The 20392-nt window shown below is 53.3% G+C and carries 17 protein-coding genes; 8 read left to right on the top strand and 9 right to left on the bottom strand.

Going from position 1 to position 20392, the window contains the following annotated elements:
• Window positions 1-24: 24 nt before the first annotated feature.
• The gene (locus tag JUF11_RS03515; protein ID WP_204118351.1) at window positions 25-3357 is read left to right on the top strand and encodes an LPXTG cell wall anchor domain-containing protein; all 3333 of its coding nucleotides are present in this window, start codon (window positions 25-27) and stop codon (window positions 3355-3357) included.
• A gap of 71 nt (window positions 3358-3428) precedes the next feature.
• Window positions 3429-7571 (top strand): discoidin domain-containing protein, encoded by a 4143-nt coding sequence (locus JUF11_RS03520; RefSeq protein WP_204118352.1) that lies wholly within the window; start codon window positions 3429-3431, stop codon window positions 7569-7571.
• Window positions 7572-7941: 370 nt separating this feature from the next.
• Here JUF11_RS03520 and JUF11_RS03525 read toward each other — a convergent pair whose 3' ends face one another.
• The gene (locus JUF11_RS03525) at window positions 7942-8634 is read right to left on the bottom strand and encodes a type 1 glutamine amidotransferase domain-containing protein (RefSeq protein WP_204118353.1); all 693 of its coding nucleotides are present in this window, start codon (window positions 8632-8634) and stop codon (window positions 7942-7944) included.
• A gap of 207 nt (window positions 8635-8841) precedes the next feature.
• On the opposite strand from JUF11_RS03525, the gene JUF11_RS03530 reads away from it, so the two are divergent.
• The 4 genes from JUF11_RS03530 to JUF11_RS03545 are packed head-to-tail and all read left to right on the top strand — an operon-like array spanning window position 8842 to window position 11117.
• Complete coding sequence (locus tag JUF11_RS03530; RefSeq protein WP_204118354.1) at window positions 8842-9255, top strand: cupin domain-containing protein; 414 nt, start codon at window positions 8842-8844, stop codon at window positions 9253-9255.
• A gap of 4 nt (window positions 9256-9259) precedes the next feature.
• Window positions 9260-9595, top strand: coding sequence for a carboxymuconolactone decarboxylase family protein (locus JUF11_RS03535; protein ID WP_204118355.1), 336 nt, complete (start codon window positions 9260-9262; stop codon window positions 9593-9595).
• 1 nt (window position 9596) lies between these two features.
• Entirely contained in the window at window positions 9597-10229 is a 633-nt protein-coding gene (locus tag JUF11_RS03540; protein WP_204118356.1) for an NAD(P)H-binding protein, read from the top strand.
• Window positions 10230-10244: 15 nt separating this feature from the next.
• Complete coding sequence (locus JUF11_RS03545; RefSeq protein WP_204118357.1) at window positions 10245-11117, top strand: LysR family transcriptional regulator; 873 nt, start codon at window positions 10245-10247, stop codon at window positions 11115-11117.
• 62 nt (window positions 11118-11179) lie between these two features.
• On the opposite strand, the gene JUF11_RS03550 is transcribed toward JUF11_RS03545, so the two are convergent.
• Window positions 11180-11671, bottom strand: a complete 492-nt coding sequence (locus tag JUF11_RS03550; protein ID WP_236000400.1) for a VOC family protein — start codon at window positions 11669-11671, stop codon at window positions 11180-11182.
• Between the two features lie 33 nt (window positions 11672-11704).
• On the bottom strand, window positions 11705-12556 hold the full coding sequence (locus JUF11_RS03555) for a MurR/RpiR family transcriptional regulator (RefSeq protein WP_204118358.1): 852 nt from the start codon (window positions 12554-12556) through the stop codon (window positions 11705-11707).
• 173 nt (window positions 12557-12729) lie between these two features.
• On the opposite strand from JUF11_RS03555, the gene JUF11_RS03560 reads away from it, so the two are divergent.
• Window positions 12730-13179, top strand: coding sequence for a heme-binding protein (locus JUF11_RS03560; RefSeq protein ID WP_204118359.1), 450 nt, complete (start codon window positions 12730-12732; stop codon window positions 13177-13179).
• Complete coding sequence (locus JUF11_RS03565) at window positions 13176-14153, top strand: Gfo/Idh/MocA family protein (protein ID WP_204118360.1); 978 nt, start codon at window positions 13176-13178, stop codon at window positions 14151-14153. Before JUF11_RS03560 ends, JUF11_RS03565 begins: the two co-directional genes overlap by 4 nt.
• 52 nt (window positions 14154-14205) lie before the next feature.
• On the opposite strand, the gene JUF11_RS03570 is transcribed toward JUF11_RS03565, so the two are convergent.
• From JUF11_RS03570 to JUF11_RS03595, 6 genes are all read right to left on the bottom strand, one after another.
• Complete coding sequence (locus JUF11_RS03570) at window positions 14206-14610, bottom strand: GtrA family protein (protein ID WP_204118361.1); 405 nt, start codon at window positions 14608-14610, stop codon at window positions 14206-14208.
• A gap of 15 nt (window positions 14611-14625) precedes the next feature.
• Entirely contained in the window at window positions 14626-16560 is a 1935-nt protein-coding gene (locus JUF11_RS03575) for a glycosyltransferase-like membrane protein (protein WP_204118362.1), read from the bottom strand.
• A gap of 8 nt (window positions 16561-16568) precedes the next feature.
• Window positions 16569-17516, bottom strand: a complete 948-nt coding sequence (locus JUF11_RS03580) for a glycosyltransferase family 2 protein (protein WP_204118363.1) — start codon at window positions 17514-17516, stop codon at window positions 16569-16571.
• Window positions 17498-18169 carry a phosphatase PAP2 family protein gene (locus JUF11_RS03585; RefSeq protein WP_204118364.1) on the bottom strand — a complete coding sequence of 224 codons (672 nt, stop codon included), beginning with the start codon at window positions 18167-18169 and terminating at the stop codon, window positions 17498-17500. The genes JUF11_RS03580 and JUF11_RS03585 overlap by 19 nt, the downstream gene beginning before the upstream one ends.
• Window positions 18159-18809 (bottom strand): VTT domain-containing protein, encoded by a 651-nt coding sequence (locus tag JUF11_RS03590; RefSeq protein WP_204118365.1) that lies wholly within the window; start codon window positions 18807-18809, stop codon window positions 18159-18161. Before JUF11_RS03590 ends, JUF11_RS03585 begins: the two co-directional genes overlap by 11 nt.
• A 216-nt stretch (window positions 18810-19025) precedes the next feature.
• The gene (locus JUF11_RS03595; RefSeq protein WP_204118366.1) at window positions 19026-20384 is read right to left on the bottom strand and encodes a sensor histidine kinase; all 1359 of its coding nucleotides are present in this window, start codon (window positions 20382-20384) and stop codon (window positions 19026-19028) included.
• Window positions 20385-20392: the final 8 nt, after the last annotated feature.

The following is a 20392-nucleotide window of genomic DNA, read 5'->3' on the forward strand; positions in this document are numbered from 1 at the left end:
TACTTTCGATTATGGAGGATAATCATGAAGCAAAATGAGATTGGCAAGCTGGTCACCTTGGGTTCGGCAACGGTGCTGGGTGCACTGCTGATGCTCGCTGGACCGCAAAATCATGGGGTGTTGGTTCACGCTGATGATCAAGCACCTGCTTCCCAAACTCCGGAAAAGACGGCTGATGCCGTCTTTTCTCGGATTAGTGATGAAAGCGCCACCAATAATACGCAAACGGATGCCACCACGGTTAAGTCGGATGGTGACCAAGCGACAACGCAAGTACAGACACCAGTCAAGTCGGCCACGCCTAGCACTGCAGCTGATGCCGAATCTGATGCAAGTCAACCGACAGGGACAACAGATCCAGCTGATTCAAAGGATGATACGACTCAACCAGTCACTGCTACTACTGAAACGAGTGCCACGACCGTTGATGATGTTTGGCATGATGGCGTAACTGATGCTTGGCAAGAACGCTGGCTGACTGAAGAAGGCAGCCGAATGGTCGAAAATCCTACAGAAGGCGGGGTTGGCGGCCAGGATGTGACGCAATCAGATGATACCGCGCGAGCCACGATGCCATTGAATGCTGCGTATCTCGGCAGTGAGGATTATGACAACGAATCAGACATCATTACGCTGTCAGATGGGCATAGCCCTTATCAACCAGGCGAAAACGTCTATCAGTTCAAACTAGATGCCGCTACATGGACCAAGCAAGCCCGCCGCGGGCCAAGTTTCACTGATGATGGCCAAATGGTACTACAATCCGATGGTTCATACAGTGTTGAACAGGCGAAAACGACAGGATTAAGCCTAAAGCCAGGGACGCGCCTAGCCGTAACGATTTCACAAATCAGTCCGAATGCGACTTTTGAACTAAAAATCAATGCGGGTAAAGAATTCAAGATTGTGACGGGCATCAATCGTCCGGGTACGTATTATTTTGACCTGAGTGCTTATGGCGACGACTTGTGGTCGGCCAAAGACATCACATGGTTGCCTGCCATTGTGAGTGGGGATGATACCGCGACCTTGACCATCAGTGACATCCATCTGGACTACAATGCTGGCTTTGATGCGAAAAAGAGCCAAGCGGAAACCTACACGAATTCTTGGCGACCTGACCGTCTGGATTACACGGCGGATTATGAGTCAGGCATGAAAGTGTCAGGGACAGACTTCTTTAAAGACAAGAACACGATTGTGCGGACCGTCAACGTGAACGACCAGGGCAATCTGTTTGTGAATGGTAAGATCTTTGGCTCAGATCCGCAGCTGATTGGAAACACGCTGGTGTTCAAAGCGAAGACGAATTGGGCAGGTATCAGTTTCTCACAGACCCCGGTGAAATTGACCTTCTACGCGAACCTCCAAGATTTGGAAAATGAGCAAAATGCTTTGGCAGCCCCAATCGAAGGCGGCTACTATGCAGCTGACTTTTCTAATCTCAAGAATTCAACCCTGTATATCGCTTACACCACGGCGGCCCTTGCCCTCGATGACGCCAGCTTTTCTGCCCAAGCACAGGCAGCCGCGCAAGGCGATATGGTCGCCGCGCAGCAAGCTGCGACCGACCGGGTCAATGCCTTCTATGCTAAGATTCCGCAGCCAACTGCGCAACAACTGAATATTTTGGATAAAGGTACCACCGCGGAAAGTCAGCTTCAGACCTATTACAAGGCCTGGACGATTATGCATGAGAGCAATATGGATCCAGAACTTGGCTATGACTATGCCTATCCAACTTATGCCACCAGTAAAGCCTATATCTGGCACAATGGCTCGGAAGTAACCCGCTATGCGGCATCTTGGGAAGCCTTCTACACCATGCAATACGAATCCTTCATCGATCCTGACACGGCTTGGCAGAACTTCATCGGCCAAATCTCACAGGTTTCCGATGATGGCTCTTTGGCCGGTGAAGGTTTGCCGGTCAATCGGGCTCGGGTAGCCCTGATTCTCTACAACAATTCCACCAGCACTGAACAGGGCCTGAACGGCTTGAAGCAGACCTGGCAGAAGATTGAGCAGAATCTGAAATGGGCCCTCGAAAATCCTTATTGGGTCTTCCCTGGGAGTACCGGTTCGGATCAGCCTGATACCGACTTCCTAGCCTCGGCAATCATTGATATCCCATACATGGAGCAACTGTACGATTTGCTTCAGGCCAATGGGGTTATCACGGATGCGGCCGCTAGAAAAGCAACCCTGGAGCAGATGAAGGCCGAGCAAATCAAGAACTATGAGGATTACTTCTTCTTTGGGCCAGATGGTAAGCCAATCCAGAAGGTGCTAAAGAAGGATGGCAAGCTCAGCGATCCTAATCCTGATATTGTCAATGAGTTGATGGTGACCAAGGCCCTGCACATGCCTGGGTTGACTGATGACGAATATGCCAAAGTACTCTCCTATTTCAACAGTTTGTTTGACTCAGACCAGGACTTTGGTCACATGGGAGTCGACAAATACGAAGAATGGGCTTATACGGTCTACGGCTTGTTGGAACATGGTCAAAAAGATTTGGCGATGCAGCTGATTGACACCACGCTGCGGGATGCCCCACGTGCGCATACCTTAGGCGAAGAATTGCGCGGCGGTGAAGACGGCAAGGATCCATACATTGCTGGTGTCCATGTCAGTGCCTTCGGTTCTGCGCAGATGATTGACGCTTTCTGGATGGCCAATGGGCTGCGTTATGATGCCGGCGGCTTGCGCGTGTACAACTTGACAGCCGATGGCGCGGTCAGCGGCATCCGCTCTGGCAACGATGTCTACAGTTACACGTTAAAGGATGGTGTTGTCACGGACTACAAGAACGGCAAACTCTTTAAAGTTGAGACCATTGGCCCGGATGATGACGATTTTGTTGATTTGCGGACTGCACCGGTTGTTGATCCGACTGCGTTGAAGGCGGCCATTGCTGAAGCCAATCAGATTGATGCGGCTAAGTACAGTGCTGATTCGGTTAAGTCGTTGGATCAGGCGGTAAGCCAAGGGCAAACCGTGCTTGCCGATACTTCCAGCACGCAAGCGGGGCTCGATGACGCCACAGCGGCCATTCAACAGGCGCTCAAGGATTTGGACTTGATTCAAAAGAAGACTCAAGTGGGCCCGGCTTTATCAGTTGATCCTGCTGACTTCTATGACCATACAAAAAAGGCCGTGACTGCAGGCCCTGAAAGTGTCGTTGTAGCCAAGCCTTTAAGCCATACCGAAACGCCACAAACCAAAGCGGCCAAGGCGAAGACAACCTTGCCAAAGACTGGTGAGGCCAGTTCGGTCGAAGTTGGAATCCTTGGCGGGCTGGTAAGCGTGCTGGCTTTGCTGGGGTTGGCTAGTCCGCTACGGAAGCAAGATTAGTGGCTAAATTAAAGGCAAATAAATTTGATATTGAATATGTGGAGTTGGGAAAGGAAAAGAGGCGGCAATAGTTGAAAAAGTGGGACTCGCACTGTGCCAAAGCACTTTTACTCTTAGCACCATTAGCGCTAGCTGTTACTCTTGTACCACAATTACCGAACGTACCGGCGCCAGCAATTGTCCATGCGGCTACGGTTGATGACGCGGCTGATCACCAAAACTTGGTGCAGCGAAGTGTCGATACGATTGATGCGATGCCTGATTTACCCAATAATTTTAAGCTGGTGGATTGGAAGGCGAGAGGCAAGGCGCTGATTGACTTTGTCTTTAATCCGTCAGCAACTAATTTTTCCGAGAAAACAGAAATTTCAGTCGATCCATCGCGCTCATTTTCGACGATTTATCGTGATGACAGATATGGTGGCTACATGCTTCCGGCCTTTTATGGCGAAGACCGGCCATTAACTGATAACGTAGCGAATAACCATTACGGGGCGGACGATCAAGAATCAATCTCAGTGACCAGTGGATTGATATCCGCTTCCTTAATGGGTATGAATGTGAACCAGGAACTTCCAAAAGAGCTACAAGGCTCGGTGGCTGGGGAAGTCAAGGATGCCGATGCACTTAACATCAAATATGAAACGTATCTAGATGATGCGTTGAAGTTTTTCTGGACGAAAAAGGGCACGAATATCTTTACGAATGTGCCCAATGGCTCAATGAGCACACTTCAGAACATGCCGGGGGCGTATCAAGCCTTTGATGATTTCTGGTACATGTTGATTGCGAACCAGAATTTTTTCCGTCTGGCCTACCTAAATAAGGATTGGCGACCAGATTTAATCAAAGACTTGCAAGAAAAAGTCGCTGACAAGATGGTGAAGATGGTTGATGCCTTGGGCGGCCAGCATTGTGACTTTAACATCCAAGGGTATGACATGATGAACATGAAGGTAGTCACCACGGCTCATCGGATGCAGCCAGACGGTGCGGTGGGGACGGCATACCTTCTATATGATGCCTATAACATTTTCAAGGCAAGTGATCCCCAAAAGGCTGAGCAGTATTTGACCTATGCAAAGTATTGCATGGATTATCTTGATGGCTTAACCAAGAATCCGTACTACGAGAATATGCTGATTGATGCGGTTTATCTTGCCAACCGGATGAACGCAGAGCAGGGTACACATTACAATACCGCCAAATATATTGGCTGGATCACAACCGCGGCTGGTAGCTCTGTTCGTCAATGGGGTGGGGTCAACTACACCGCAGACGGAACAGATGTATACGGATTAACCGGTAACCCGAAGAATGGCCTAGCCTATTTCTTTAACTCAATTTATCCCATGACCTCTATCCTTCCGGCTGCCAAATATGATCCCAGTTATGCAAAGATGACGGGAAAATGGGCGCTCAACATTGTTAATGCGACGCGTTACTTCTTGCCAACCGAATTAGCCGCGGATCATCAGACTGATGGTAATTACATTGGCAAGCCAGAAGGTAATGTCATGGCTTATGAGGCTTTGGATAAACAAGCTAATGGTGTATCAATTTATGGTAATGGGGACGTCGAAAAGAATCGCACCACAGGGTGGAAAGCCGGCAAAAATGCCACCAACTTTGGTCTCTATGGCGGCTTTTACACCGGAGTGCTAGGGGCTTTGGTTTCTGGAACTAATGTGTCTAACATTCTTCAGCTTGATTGCTCAAAGACTGATTACTACCAGGATGATATGTATCAGACGTATCTTTACTACAATCCGAACAAACAAACAGAGAATGTCAAAATTGATCTAGGTGAAGACAAGTTCGATCTTTATGACTCAGTAACAGGGACATATTTGGCAAGAAACGTTTCCGGTCAGCAGAGTTTTAAGATGCTTGCTGATTCAGCACGAGTTATCGTTCTTGCACCAGCCAACAGTACCCAGGTCGTTAAAGGCAATCAGGTGTATATTAACGACAAATTGGTTGATGGCACTAGTGCTGAACGTACTGCCAAGCCCGGCACCGATTCAGTGGCTAACATCACTATTGAAGGTAATACGAGCTTTAACTACTTTGGCGAGCAGCATCAGTTTTCTGCAAAAGCTAGTCCGGCAACAGCAGAAGACTCACGGGTCTCTTGGTCCTTGCAAGATGCAAGTGGTAATGCCAGCAAGATTGCTAGTGTTGATCAGCAAGGTAATGTCACCAGTACGGTCAATGGTACGGTGTACCTAGTTGCCACAGCGCTAGATGGTTCTGGTGTCAGCGCCAAAGCTAAACTCACGATAACGGGTCAGGATGTGCCTCCGCTTTCCCTTCATAAGCCAGTTACGGTTTCTACCCAGACTGGAGATTCGGGCGGCGATTTAGCCGTGGATGGCGAGGCAGGCACGCGCTGGAGTGCAGATAAGAACGAAGATCATCCCTGGTTGATGGTGGACCTAGAGCATACATCATCGATTCAAGCCATTCGCTTGAACTGGGAGGCAGCTCGGCCGCCAAAGTACGAGGTTCAAGTCTCCAATGATGGGAAAACCTGGCAAACTATCAAGGTCGAGGAAGATGAAGGCAACACGCCTAAAGTGGTGACAGTTGTGCCAACGCAGGCGACCGAGGGACGATTTGTCAGAGTCTATGCAGATGAAAAATCTAGTTGGGGCGCTTCTTTGTATGAAGTGACAGTGTTCGGAAAAGTCGCGATTACCCAGCCTGTGACAAGTATGACTATTTCTGGTCCGACCACGGTCAGTGTGCCCGGTGCCGCGGTTAAATATGCTACCAAAATTGTGCCCGACAATGCAACTGACCAGCGCGTTATTTGGTCGGTGGTTAACTTAGATGGTTCGCCGACCGATTTGGCTACAATCAAGGCAAGCGGCTTGCTGACCCCTAACCACGACGGTGTTGTTCTTGTTCAGGCGAAAGCTGTTGATGGTAGTGGCGTGGTTGCCGAACAGGCAGTGGTACTTTCTGGTCAGGATCTGCCCAATCTTGTACTTAACAAAGCCGTCAAGGCCACGCAACACGAGGATGCGAACCCTGATAGTCACATTAACGATGGTGATCTTGGAACGCGCTGGGCTTCTGGACGTACTGATAATGCCGAGGTAACTTTTGACCTTGGGGCACCAACGACGGTCAACAAGGTCATTCTGCAGTGGGAAACTGCCTCTGCCCAGGCCTATAAATTGCAGGGGTCTCTTGACGGGGAAACCTATTCAGATCTGTTAACGAATAATGACGGCCAGGGCGGGGTCGAAGTCGAAACGTTCAAGCCTACAAAAGTTCGGTATCTTCGTCTTCAATGTCTAAAGGCCCGGCCTGGTTTGGCCTTTTCACTTTGGGAATTGGCAGCCTACGATGATAGCCAGGTTGATAAAACCACGCTGAAAACTGTCCGTGATCAGTACCTAGGATTGAGTGCGTCCGGGTACGAGACTAGTAGTTTTGCAAAGCTCCAGGATGCATTAAAAGTCGCGGAGAAGGTAGTGGATGATGAAGCGGCAACCCAGTCAGATGTTGATACTAGCCTTCAGACTCTGGTGACAGCGGCCCGGAACCTCACTCAAAAGCCTGAAGTCAACTTTGATAGCCTAGACAATTTGATTGCCAAAGCGAGTGGGCTGCATCAGGCAGACTATACCGGTGACAGTTGGACTGACTTCTCTAGTGCATTAGCCGCGGCTAAGCAATTACGGCTAACGGCGAGCCCAACGCAGCGAGCAATCGATGCGTCAATGCAGCAACTGACCGACGCAATTCAAGGCCTTAAATTGGCAATGAAAGTTGATACGCATGCTGCACAGGCTGCCCTTAGTAAGCTGGCATCATTACACGGTGCGGATTACACCAAAGAAAGCTGGCAACATGTAACAGCTGCAGCAACCGCATTGAAAGCCGCGTTGAAACAAACCACGACCCAAGGAAATCTGGATAAGGTCACAGCAACTTTGACTTCAGCCATTGGGGCTCTATCGCCAAATACGGTTAAAGCCCAGAGTCAAAATGAGCCAACTGCCAAAGCAGACAGCCACTTGAAGTCAAGTTCATCCAACCAGCAACGAGCGACTACCGTCAAAACTAAGGCCACCAAGAAGACAAAATTACCAAAGACTGGTGATCAAACTGCTGCATTTGCCACAGCTACGGGTGCTATGATTGCGTTCGCATCGGTGATGTTTGGCCTTCACCGTCGGCGGCATTCTGAAGAAGACTGAATGCGGCATTTCTATTGATCGGTGTCCAAAGTAGATAGTCAAGTATCATGCTTGTTAGACTGGCTTCATCAGGTTGAAGCGATGTCACATTTGTTCGTTGCCTCTTTCAAGTAACTATTTCTTGCCCCTCCCATTCAGAAATAGCGACAACATTGACGGTAATCGATTTGCATAATAAATGAGATAGTATGCAAACTTGGTACGGCCAGTCGGCTGTATGTAGAGAAACATTACAAATTTGATAAAGATTTCATGGCCAGTGGCATGCCTGTCACTGGCCTTTTTGTTGACTTATGAACAGTAAGCTAAAAAAGCACCGATGGCTTTGTAGTCAATCGGTGCTTGAAATCGGTGATGCAGAGGGTCGAAGTTAGGCTTTCCCTGCCAGCCATTTCACCGCGGCTTCACCGACGCCATGCGCCGACTGCGGGTTCTGGCCAGTGATCAGGCGACCATCCACGATGACATTTTCAGTGTAAGCGGCGGTTTTGTGATACGCCGCCCCGGCCGCTTTCAAGGCATCTTCAGCGAGAAAGGGGACTGCCGTCGTCAATTGGTTGATGGCTTCTTCTTCGTTGGTGAAGCCGGTGAGCTGTTTGCCGGCAATGAACGTGCTACCGTCAGGATTTTGGATGGGCAGCAAACCCACGACCCCATGGCAGACCGCGGTGATGAGGCCGCCTTGGGCGTAGATGGCTTCGGCGATTTTGGCGATGGCCTGACTATTGGGGAAATCCCACATGGTGCCGTGGCCGCCGGCATAGTAGATGAGCGCATAGTCTGCCGGATTGACTTGACTGGGCGCCAGAGAGTTGGCCAAGTTGACTTGACGATAGCGCTGGTCGCCATAATAGCGCCAGTTCAGCTCATCCATTTCGGACTCGGCGATGCTACCTGGGTCAAGCGGGACGTAACCGCCAGTCGGGCTCACATAATCAACGTCAATGTCATGCGCCGCCATGACATCATGGAAATGTGTGGCCTCACTGAACCAGACGCCAGTGGCTTTATTTAGTGTGCCGAACCGAGCCGTGTTCGTGACCACAATTAAGGCTTTTGTCATAGATCAATGCTCCTTCACTTATTATTTGTAAGAGTGGCACCATTATGCCCAGCTTTATTTTAGATGTCAAATCCGCCAAAATGGTATGGACCTGCTGTCTTTGATATGCCTAGAAAGCATTGCCAATACTCATAATGAGCATTGGCGATATGGCTAAAGCCTGCCTATACTGAATTTGATCATTCAATCTGAAAGGAAGCATTCACAATGACAAACAACGAACAAGCAGTCAAAAACGGGATTTTCGCGATGGGCGCCAAGAACGACGGCTACGCGCAGTATTTTGTCGGGCAAAGCTATCTCAATAGCCTCATCAGCGATCCTGATATCAACGTCGGCGTCGGCAACGTTACCTTTGAACCAGGCTGCCGCAATAACTGGCACATTCACCACAATGGTTTCCAGCTCTTGCTGGTGACCGGCGGCGAAGGCTGGTACCAAGAAGAAGGCCAGCCGGCGCGCAAGTTGCATGCTGGCGACGTGGTGGTGACGCATGATGGCGTGAAGCACTGGCATGGCGCGACCAAGGATAGCTGGTTCTCGCACCTCGCCATCACCGCCGGCACGCCTGAATGGCTGGAACCAGTGACCGACGCTCAGTACAACGCATTGGAGGACTAAAATCATGGCGAAAAAACAAACGGCTGGCCGCGACAACTTAGGGGAATTCGCCCCGCAATTTGCCGTGTTGAATGATGATGTGCTGTTCGGTGAAGTTTGGGCCAAGGAAGATGAACTGTCGGCTCGCGATCGCAGCCTGATTACCTGCGCCGCGCTGATGGCACAAGGCCTGTTCCCACAGCTCGAATCGCACATGAAAATCGCTAAGGCGAACGGCGTGACCAAAACTGAAATGGTGGCCTTGATTACCCACTTGAGCTTTTATGCCGGCTGGCCAAAAGCCTGGTCGGCGTTCGGCCTGGCCAAGGACATTTTCGGCGATGAACCGGCGGCCAAGTAGCATGACTCATGTGTTGATTTTAGGCGCGAATGGCCAAGTCGCGCAGCTGGTGCGCCGGCGCCTGCTTGCCGAAACGGATGCGCATTTGACGCTGTATCTGCGCCGGGCTAAGCGCCTCGGCCAAATCGATCCGCGCCGCGAGTCGGTGGTGGAAGCTGATGTTAATGACTATCAGGCCCTGTTTCAAGCGATGGCTGGGCAGGACATTGTGTACGCCAACCTCGGCGGCCCATTTGAACCGCTCGCCAAGAACATCGTCAAGGCGATGCAGCAGGCCGGCGTTGCGCGGCTGATTTACCTGACTGGCCTCGGGCTTTACCATGAGGTGCCAGGCGAGTTTGGTCGCTGGCTGGAGGCCTCAATTGGGCCGGCGGTGATGGATGACACGCGTCGAGCCGCTAAGCTGATCGAAGCAAGTACGCTCAACTACACCATCATTCGGGCGGCTTATATGACCAACGCTGACCGGATTGATTACGAGTTAACAGCCAAAGGGACGCCGTTCAAAGGCACGATTGTCTCCCGCGCTAGTATCGCCGATCTCATCGTGAAGACGATTGTCAAACCCGAGCTGCACCGTTATAGTAGCCTTGGGATTGATCAACCGGGCACAGATGGTGATCGTCCGTACTAACAGGGAGGTTGCGGCATGGAATTGCGCTTACTTGAATACTTTTTGGCCATCGAAGATGCGGGCTCGATTTCCCGCGCGGCGGAGCGGCTACATATTACGCAACCCACGCTGTCGCGCCAGCTCAAGGGCTTGGAGGACGAGCTTGGGGCGCCGCTGTTCACCCGTAATAATCACGGCCTGACGCTGACAGAGGCTGGACTGTATCTGAAAACGCGGGCGCAGGAAATTCTGACGCTAACCGAGCAGACCCAGCAAACTTTTGTGAATCAGCAACACCAACTCTTCAGTGGCAACATCAATATTGGGGCGGTGGAAGCCGACAGCAGCCATGCTTTGGCCAAGGAGCTTGCCGATTTTACCCAAACCTATCCGGCGGTGACTTTTGACTTATTTACCGGCACCAGCGATGAGCTATTTGACCGTTTGGACAAAGGCTTGATTGACCTGGCGCTGCTCTTGGAGCCGGTGAATGCCGAGAAATACGAACGCATTACGCTGGCGCATACCGAACGCTGGGGGCTGGTGGTCAACGTCGACGATCCGCTGGCGCGCCAGCCGGTGATTGAACCCAATCAACTGCGAGAGACGCCTTTGATTATCTCAAGCCGCGCTCCGGTGCAGCAATTACTGTCAGATTGGGCGCAGCTGGACTTGGCGGAGCTCAATATTGTTGGCCACTTCAATCTGATTTTTAACATCCTGCCGCTGGTGCGCGCTGGGGTCGGGGCGGCGCTGACGATTGAAGGCGTGATTGAGCCGAACGACCACCGGGACGTGAAATTTATCCCGTTTTCGCCGCGGGTCCAGACCCATACGGTGCTGGCTTGGCGTAAGCATCGGCTGCAAACGCCGGTGACGACCGCGTTTATCGATCGCTTTAGGAAATAGTAGCCCATACTGAAAAGCGCGTTGATTAGTTTTTCGCTAATCAGCGCGCTTTTGCGGTACCGTCAAATCAGTTCGTCAATATGTCCTGTCAGCTGAAACGACTGGTCCGTGTATTGCATCAGTTCAATCATGTTGCCGTCAGGATCATGCGTCCACATTTGCCAAGTATGGGAATTGCCAATGTTGGGCTTGGTGTCGATGGGGGCGCCATGCGCCACTAAATTCTGATAGCTGGCTTGAATATCATCGACCAGAATGGAGAAGTGGCTGTAATGGGAGGTGCCATCGCCCAAAGTTGGCGCTTGAGGCAGCGGCTGGTCGACTGGGAACAGCTCCAAGAATTGCCCCGGCGCCAGTTCCTCGAACACATAGACGATACCGTTGGGATTAGTTTCCGCCAGCTTGGCCCAGTCGCCGCGGTTCTTGACGCCTTTGTAGGCGCTGAAGCGGACGATGGTTCTCGGCTTGGCGCCCAGCGTATTTTCATAGAAATCGCGCAGGGCCGGTAGTTGGTTGGTGTAAAACGCGAGGTGCATGATGGATTGGTTTGCCATGCGACAAACCTCCTTTACCCGAATTTGGACGGCTTAACGCTGCGGGTGAATGGTGGACAAATCGGTCATCAGTTTGCCGACGTGGGTTTGATACTTGTGGCCATAGATAATGGCAAAGAGCGTGTCGAGCAGATATTCAAAGCTGATTTGTGAGGCGAAGGTGCTGACCTTATAGAGCGCCGATTCTTTTTGCGTGACCACCAAAGCGCAGGTGGCGTTGGTCAAAAGTCGGCTCTTGGCATTGCCCGTGAGCACCAACTGCGGCGTCTGACTTTGGCCCAGCCGGTTAGCGATGCGCAGGTTGCTGTCGCCGCTGTCAGAGTAGCTGAGGAAAATGGCGAGGTCGTCAGAGGTCAGGCTGGTGGCCACCCAATCAGCATCGTTATACTCGTCGGCAATCACTGGGTAGAGGCCGATTTTGCTCAGCTTATTTTGAAAACTGCGGGCGCGAATTTGCGAGTCACCAGAAGCAAAAATAAAAATCCGGTGCGCCGTTTCAATCAGCTGAGCAGCCTGGGCGAGGTCAGCCGCCTCGAGCGGGGTCAGCGCAGTTTGGATGGTGTTAGTGGTCAGATCCGCGATGTGCTTGGCCACGGTCATGGCCGAATCACCAGGTTGCACAGGAAAATTCGCATCGACGGCTTTAGGCTGCAGGAGCTGCGCCTGCACTTCCTTGATGAGGCCCTCGTGCAAGGCGCGATAGCCCGGATAGCCGAGCTTTTTGGCCAGTCGGACGATGACCGAATGCGAAGTGAAGGTCGCTGCCGCCAGCTCCTGGCTCGTCATCTGGGCCGCCGCATTGAGATGAGCTTTAATGTAGGCCAGAATCTGGCGCTCGTTGTCACTTAGATTTTCCGTTACGTTAAGCTTGTCCATGAACGTCATGATAAACCCTCCTCAGTTGCTGTGCCTCACTTTGCCCGCCATTAGAACAAAATGTCCGGCCTTTTGCTTCAAATATACACTAGTTTGGCACATTTTGACCTAAGCCGGCTAAAAGCCTTCCCACTAGCGGTCTGGCGGCTATACTAACCGTGTTAAGGAAAGGCGGTGCCGTTATGCCAACGGATCAAGCACTTCAAATTTTGGAACAACAACTTACTTTTAAGCATTTCACCAGCGTCGACGCCTTGCGTTGGGCGCAGATTGTGGTTGCCCGTGTGCAAGCGGATCAGCTTAAACCAGTGGCACTGCGGGTGGTGCTCGATGATCAAATCATCTTGCAATACCTGATGCCGGGGCGCAAAGATGCCGGCTGGGTCGCCCGTAAGGTGTACACGGTGCGCCAAACCCACCACAGCAGCTTGTACACCTTCCTGCATCGCGAGGAAGCGCCATACCGAGACTGGCAAACCGATGACCGTTACGCGATTTGCGGCGGCGGATTCCCGCTGGTCATTGACGGCGAGCTGCGCGGGGCTTTTGCCATTTCCGGGTTGGTCCATGATCAGGACCACGCGTTGTTGGTCGCGTCACTGCAACAATTGCAAAAGGAGGAAGCAAAATGAAATTAGCGATTTTTGGCGCCGGGATGATAGTGAAAGACTTTTTGACCATGATCGACCGGGTGCCGAACGTTCAACTGAAAGCCATCATGGGCGTGCCGGCAGATCTGGCTACCATGGAGGAGATGCAGGCGGCGCACCACATTGATGAGGTGTATACCGACGTTGCCGCTTGTTTGAGCGAAGCGGATATCGATACCGTCTATGTGGCGCTGCCGAATTTCCTGCATTATCGTTTCACCAAGCTGGCGCTGGAGGCGGGTAAAAACGTTATCTGCGAGAAGCCCTTTGTGCTAACTAGCACGCAGGCGCAGGAACTGGCCGCGCTGGCGGAAGCTAAGGGTTTGGTGCTGGTGGAGGCCATCACGAATCAATACCTGAGTAATTACGCCGCGATTAAGCAGCGGATGGCCGCGCTAGGGGACATCAAGGTGATTGAATGCAACTACTCCCAGTACTCGCACCGCTACGACGCCTTTCAAGCCGGCACCATTTTGCCCGCCTTTGATCCGAAAAAAGGCGGCGGGGCACTGATGGATCTGAACATCTACAACATTCATTTTGTCGTCGGGCTGATGGGGGCGCCGCTGAGCGTGCATTATTACGCGAATGTTGAGCGCAACATCGACACCTCAGGCGCGTTGGTGCTCAACTATCCAGGGACTCAGGTGGTGTGCGTCGCCGCGAAGGATTGCTCCGCGCCGGTGCGCTCGACCATTCAAGGCAACCGTGGGTCGATTCAAATCGCTGGCCCGGTGAATGTGCTGACGGGCTTCACTGAGGAACTGAATGACGGCACCAAGGAAACAGTCGATGAGAAAGTCGACCAGCATCGCATGTACGAAGAGTTCGTCGCGTTCGAAGCGATGATTGCCGATCACGATTTGGCCGCCGCCAAGCAGCGCATGGCGCATTCGCTGGCCGTGATGAACGTGGTCGACGCGGCGCTGGCCGATGCCGGCATTAAACTCGGCTGAGTAGCAAAAATGGTCCCAGCAGCGGGATGAAACTGCTGGGACCATTTTTTCGTTAAGCGAAGATCAATTTGCTGAAACCGTAATTCAGTACGATGACGACGACCTGGTCAATCAGCTTCACAATCAGCGGTGAGCCGTGCATTAAGGTGAGGCCGACGAACAAAATCGCCGTGTCCGCCAGCAGTGACGCGCCGCGCAAGGTGAAGAAGCTGGCACCTTCTTTGATCACGGTCCGGAAGGTCATGTCGGCCGAGTTGAACACGACCTTTTTGTTGGCGATGAAGGCAAACAGCACGCTGAGGACCCAGGCGATAATGTTCGCCCAGAACCACGGCATCGCCAGGTGAGTCAGGCCGAAGAACAGCACCACGTTAATGCCGGTGGTGAGGCCCCCGACGATCAGGTAGCGCAAGGCCGTGCCGTATTTGCTGTAAAGGGTAGTGATTGGTTTTTCCATGAAAAGGCTCCTTTCTCAGCGCCGCATGCAGGTGTAAATCAATGAGGCGGTAGGCTGCGACTGGCCGTTCACCGTTAGCGGGTGGGCAGCGAGCTGATAATGGTAGGTGTGGGTGACGTCGACTTGCTGACCGCGAGCGGTGATATTTTGCACGGTAATCCGATATTGTCCAGCGGCGAGTTGGTGGTGCAGGCGCGCCACGCTGCCAGCCATCTTTAACCGATAGTGTTGCCCGGTGGCGAGGTTCGTGAGGGTGACTTGCACCTGACTACCAGCATGGGTCTGAACGGAAAAATAGTTGGCGTCGGCATTCACATCAACGACTTCAGTCAGCACGGTGCCTGGCGTCACGGTCTTGGGCTTGGCGTGATACTGAACGGACAGCTGGCTACGCTGGGCGGCAATCACTTGCTTTTGTGGCAGCTTGGCGCCAAGCAAACCAGCGGCCCCAAAGGCGACGAGCAAAGCAGTGGCACCACTGAGGAGGCTAGCTTGGTTCGCCCAGCGTGGGCGCGAGTGGCTAGCCTGGTGCGGGATGGCGGCCAATGCCACCCAGAGCAGCGGTAAAATGGCTTGGCCGTAGCGCGGTTCAACTTCCCAGAGGAGCGTGTGGAAAGCCAGATAGCCCAGGGCAGTGGTCACTGCCAGTAGCGCAACGATTTGGTGCGGGTTGGTGAGATCTGGTCGCCACTGCAAGAGCTTTAGCATCAGGGCGCCCCACATGAGCAGGGTCGCGGCCACATAACCAATCACGGTCAGGCCTTGATACAAGCTCGCGTGATTGCTGTACCAACTGGGCGCGGCGCGGAAACCGCCGTTATACCAGCGCTGAATGCCTTGGACATTAAGGACGATACCTAACTTCACCAGCCACAACCGGACGACGCCAACCACGCCGAGAGTTTTGATGCGCTTGGGGATGGTTTTCAAATCATACTGCTGACGGGCGGCTTGGCTGGGCTGCTTGATCGAACGGCCGACATCCTTGCCGGAGTAGCCGCCGTTGCTGTGCTGGTTGTAACCCATCAAGATCCAGTTGGTGGCCGGGAACGAAAAGGCGGTGCGCGGTTGATAATTGGCCGCCGCATCGATGACTTTGGTCGCCGGCAGACTCAGCCCGAAGCCCAGCACGATCAAGGCGATGGGCAGGGTCAGGTTGGCTTGCCGCCACAAGTGCTGGCGGGCCAAAATCAGTCCGACAATCAGCAGGGCTGGCAACAGGACCACCAGATTAGGCTTGAGCATCGCGCCGAGGGTGACGGCGACCACCAGTCCGCCACCGGCCAGCCAGCGCTGGCGCGGTGTTTTTTGCGGCCAGTTGAGCAGACTCCGCATGATGATGAGCAGCACCAGCATCGTTGGCAAGTCGGAGTAGAAGACTTGCAGGTAGTAGGTGTAGGCAAATGGGGTCAAAGCGAAAAACCCGAAGGCCGCGACTAGCAGGCTGGCGCGATGACTGAGCTGCCAAATCGTGTGTAGGGCTAGGGCAATAAAGCTGTCCAACACCAAAATACTCAGCAGATGCACCGATAGATTGGTGCTGAAGCCAAATAGTTGCGTGAGCCGCAGCCACAGCGAGAGCAGGTAAGCCAGCGGGACATTATTGGCGTAGCGCCAGAAGTAGGTGATATCCCAAGTCATGTGGCCGGCCGCAAGCTGATCGGCTTGCGACAGCACCCGATACGGATCGTGGTAGACCGTGTTGGGCATCACGTGCAACACGACGATTTGGGCGACCAGCATCGCCAGCAAGCCGAGGCCAATGCCCCAGCGCAGTTGCTTTGCGGTCAGGCGGTCAAGGCGCGGCGCCCCGCAGTAAAGCCCGGCGCCCAGGAGTATCGCCACCACCAGCGCCGGCACTCCGAGCACGCTGGTCAGGTTCCCAATGCTGCCAATGAGCAGACAGATGATTAAAATTGCTGGCAGAAAAGCGGGTTTGATTTTTTTCATACCCTCACCTAATCCAGAATCGTTTGCACCGTGTAGCGTGGACGATGTTTAACTTCAGTGGTGAGCTTACCGATGTATTCGCCAATCACGCCGAGGCTAATCATCTGCACGCCGCCAACAAACCACAGTGACACCATCAACGACGACCAGCCATGCACGGTCAGCCCCAACGTCTTCATCACAATGGCATAAATCACCATGCCCACCGCCAGCAGGCAAGAGAGGGTGCCCAGAATGAGAATGAGCCGCACCGGCGCAATTGTTAGGCTGGTAATCCCGTCCCAGGCAAAGGCCAGCATTTTTTTCAGCGGGTACTTGGATTCGCCCGCCATGCGCGGGGTGCGCTTGTAGAAGACTTCGGCAGTTTTGAAGCCGAGCTTAGGAATTAGGCCGCGAATGAAGATGTTGCGTTCTGGATACTGCAGGAAGGTTTCAACGGCGCGCTTGGACATCAGGCGAAAATCGGCGTGGTTCGGCACCAGCTCAACGCCCAGTAGCTTCAGCGTCTTGTAGTAGCCTTGGGCCGTGGTGCGCTTGAACCAACTGTCGGTTTCCCGGTTATTCCGGACGCCGTAGACGATGTCGGCGCCATCCGCGTAGGCATCCACCATGTCGACGATTTTGTCAGGATCATCTTGCAGGTCAGCATCGATGGTGACAATCATGTCTGCGGTTTTCACGGCTTCACTCATGCCGGCGATCAGCGCTGACTGGTGACCGAAGTTGCGAGAAAAGCGCAGCCCGCGCACGCGAGAATTCGTGGCGTGCAGGTTTTCGATGATTTCCCAGGTGTGATCCTTGGAGCCATCATCGACGATCAGGATGTCGGCACGCTGGCCCAGCATGGTTTGCGCGGCGATTTGGTCTTCAACGGCCAGTAATTTTTGCACCGAGGAGGTCAGCACCTCTTCTTCATTGTAGGCTGGAACGACAATCGTTAATTTTGATGTGGCCATGATTTCAACATCCTTTCCGGTAAAAACTGACGCATTTTAGTTTGAATAAAGGCTTGAGCGGGCGTGATGAGCAGCCACCAACCGCCAGCTAAGCACACGCTGGCGAGTACATCAGAGAGGTAGTGGTCGCGCAGATACACTCGCGAAATGGCCACCATGGCAATCCAGCCAATGCCAATCAATATGGTAATCAGCTGGCTTTCTTGATCTTGAATGTGTGGTAGGCATAGCGTCCACAAGGTGAACACGAGCAGCGCCGTGCAAAACGTGTGGCCGCTGGGGAAGCTAGCGCCGTGATCCAGCACCAGCTGATGGAGTGGGCGACTGCGGTCAATCAGCAACTTGAGGCCTTCGGTGATGGCGGAGCCGCCGAGCTGCAGGCCAGCGAACCACAGGCTGGTGACCGGCCCTTGTTTGAGCCACAACCACAGGCACAACAGCGCAGTGAGGCCGATGACGGTGGCGGGACTGCCGAGGGTCGCAACGACTTTAAAAATCGCGGTATTCGTCGGATCGATGGCGCGCGCGGCCAAAGTGCTGGCGGCGGCATCCAATTGCGTAAGCCAAGCGGCATGCGTGATAACCCCGAGGGCCAAGGCGGCAAAGGCCATCAAGCTGAGTCCGCCCACTAGCTGTTTCCACTTAGTCGGCATCGGCGGCACCTCCGCGATGGCGCAGCGCCATGAAGGCGGCCGGCGCCAAGGAAATGACAACGATGGCCAGCATAATCAGTTCGAAATGGGTTTTGACGATGGCGATATTGCCGAACAGGTACCCGGCGCCGAGGGCTACCGCCACCCAAGTCAGGCCGCCAAGCACGTTGTAGGCGGCAAAGTCCCGGTAGCGCATCTGGCTCACGCCAGCAGTGAAGGGGATGAAGGTGCGGATGATTGGCATGAAGCGGCCAAGGAAAATCGCGGCTTTCCCATGCCGGTCGAAGAAGCGCTGCGAACGTTCGAGGTAGGCCGGTTTGATGAAGCGGCTCAGCTTGGCGCTATGCGCGAGGCGCAGGCCGAAGTGTTCACCGATTTCAAAGTTAAGCGAATCCCCAAGCACCGCGGCCACGCTGAGCGAGCCGAACAGCACCCAGATGTTCAAGCTGTGGTTGGCCATCGCCGCCAGCGAGCCGCAGAGAAATAGGAGTGAGTCGCCAGGCAGAAAGGGCAGCACCACGACGCCGGTTTCAATGAAGATCATGGCGAACAAGCCAAGATAGATGAGTGAGCCGAATTGACTGATGAGCTGCGGTAATAATTGATTGAGGTTAGGCAGCAGCGTAATGAGTGCGGTCATGATGTGTTCCCCCTTGACTGAACTTTCAGGATGAACCCAGCATAACGGCATTCCCTCGGCGCTCCCACTCATGAAAACTAACGCGAAACTCAATAATCTTCAGCTTTCAGCGCGGCGGCGCCGGTATCAAGGGTAATTTAGCTGAAAAATATTCAGATTACTAATATTTGGCTCAAAAAAACCGCTCAAAAATATTTTTGAGCGGTGCGAAAATGGTTATTTGGTAGGGAATATCAGCGTAAAAATGGTGCCATGCGGCTGATTGTCCGCCACCGTCAACTCACTATTGCTAAGCTGGGCCAGTTGGGTGGCAATCGCCAGACCCAATCCGGTACCGGCCACGGTGCCGCGCACATCGGCGCTGCGGTAGAAGCGCTCGAAAATATGGCTCTTATCTTCAGCGCTGATGCCGCTACCTTGATCTTTCACTGCCAGTGCTGGCGCCTCATCCGCATGTTGCGAAAGCGTAACTGTGATTTGGCTATCAGCTGGCGAATACTTCGCAGCGTTGGTGACCAGGTTGACCAGAATTTGCTCAATCGCGCTTTCGTTGCCGGTGATGGTGATATTCGGCTGGATCTCGGTGGTGACGGTTTGCTCGAAGGTGCCAGCGATTTTTTGCATGATGGCAGCCACCGTGGCGCTGAGATCAAGCGTGGTCAGGTCAAGCGCCAGCCGGTCGGCGCGGGAGAGCTGCAAGAGTTCATCAATCAACTGCTGCATTTGCCGCGATTCTTCGGTGATGTAGCCCACCGACTTGGCGATAATCTCCGGGTGATTCTTACCGTGGCGCTCAATGAGCTGCGCGTGACTGCGAATGGTGGCAATCGGAGTGCGCAGCTCATGGGCGGCGTTCATCACGAACAATTTCTGTTGCTCCTGTCGTTCATTCAACAGGCTTAAGAGCTCGTTGAAATTACCGGCGAGTTCCGTGACTTCGGTGGGTTGTGCCGGTACTGGCAGCTGCATTGCGCCAGGTTCTTTGGCGCCGGCAATCATCTGGGTTGTGTGCGACAGGGTGGTCAACGGATCCGTCAGCCGCTTGGTCAGCCGGCGAATGTACAGCGGGGTGGCCAACAGCGTCACCGCCAGCAAGATGGCGGTGACTTCAATCACGCGCAGCAGCACGGCCAGCTGAGGATTCATGTTTTGCCACAACGTGTAGTAGATCCCGCGCGCGTGCACCATGCGATGATAAAGCAGCCCGATGCCTGGGCGATAATACACATTGGTTAAAAACGGCACCTTGGTCGGGGTCACCTTCAAGACTTTTTCCGCATGCGGCGAGAAGTATTGACTGACTTTGGCATCGGCGCGCTTGTTGTGGACATAAACATAAGTGGCGCTGGTGTCCAGGGTGCTGTTCTTGCGCCAGCTTTCCCAGTCATCGTCGCCATCAATGTCGGTTTGCTTGAGGCTGGCGCTGATATGGCTGGTGGTGGTGCGGACCTCTTCCAGGAGCTGATGGCCCACAGCGATGATGATGCCGGCCCCGAGCAGCAAGGTCACAATGATAATCAGGCGCATTAAGCTACGCAGCATAATCGCCGCGCTGGATTGTTTGTTTTTTTTCATATCAGTGC

The sequence above is a fragment of the Lacticaseibacillus suilingensis genome, assembly GCF_016861845.1.
Taxonomy (GTDB): Bacteria; Bacillota; Bacilli; order Lactobacillales; family Lactobacillaceae; genus Lacticaseibacillus; species Lacticaseibacillus suilingensis.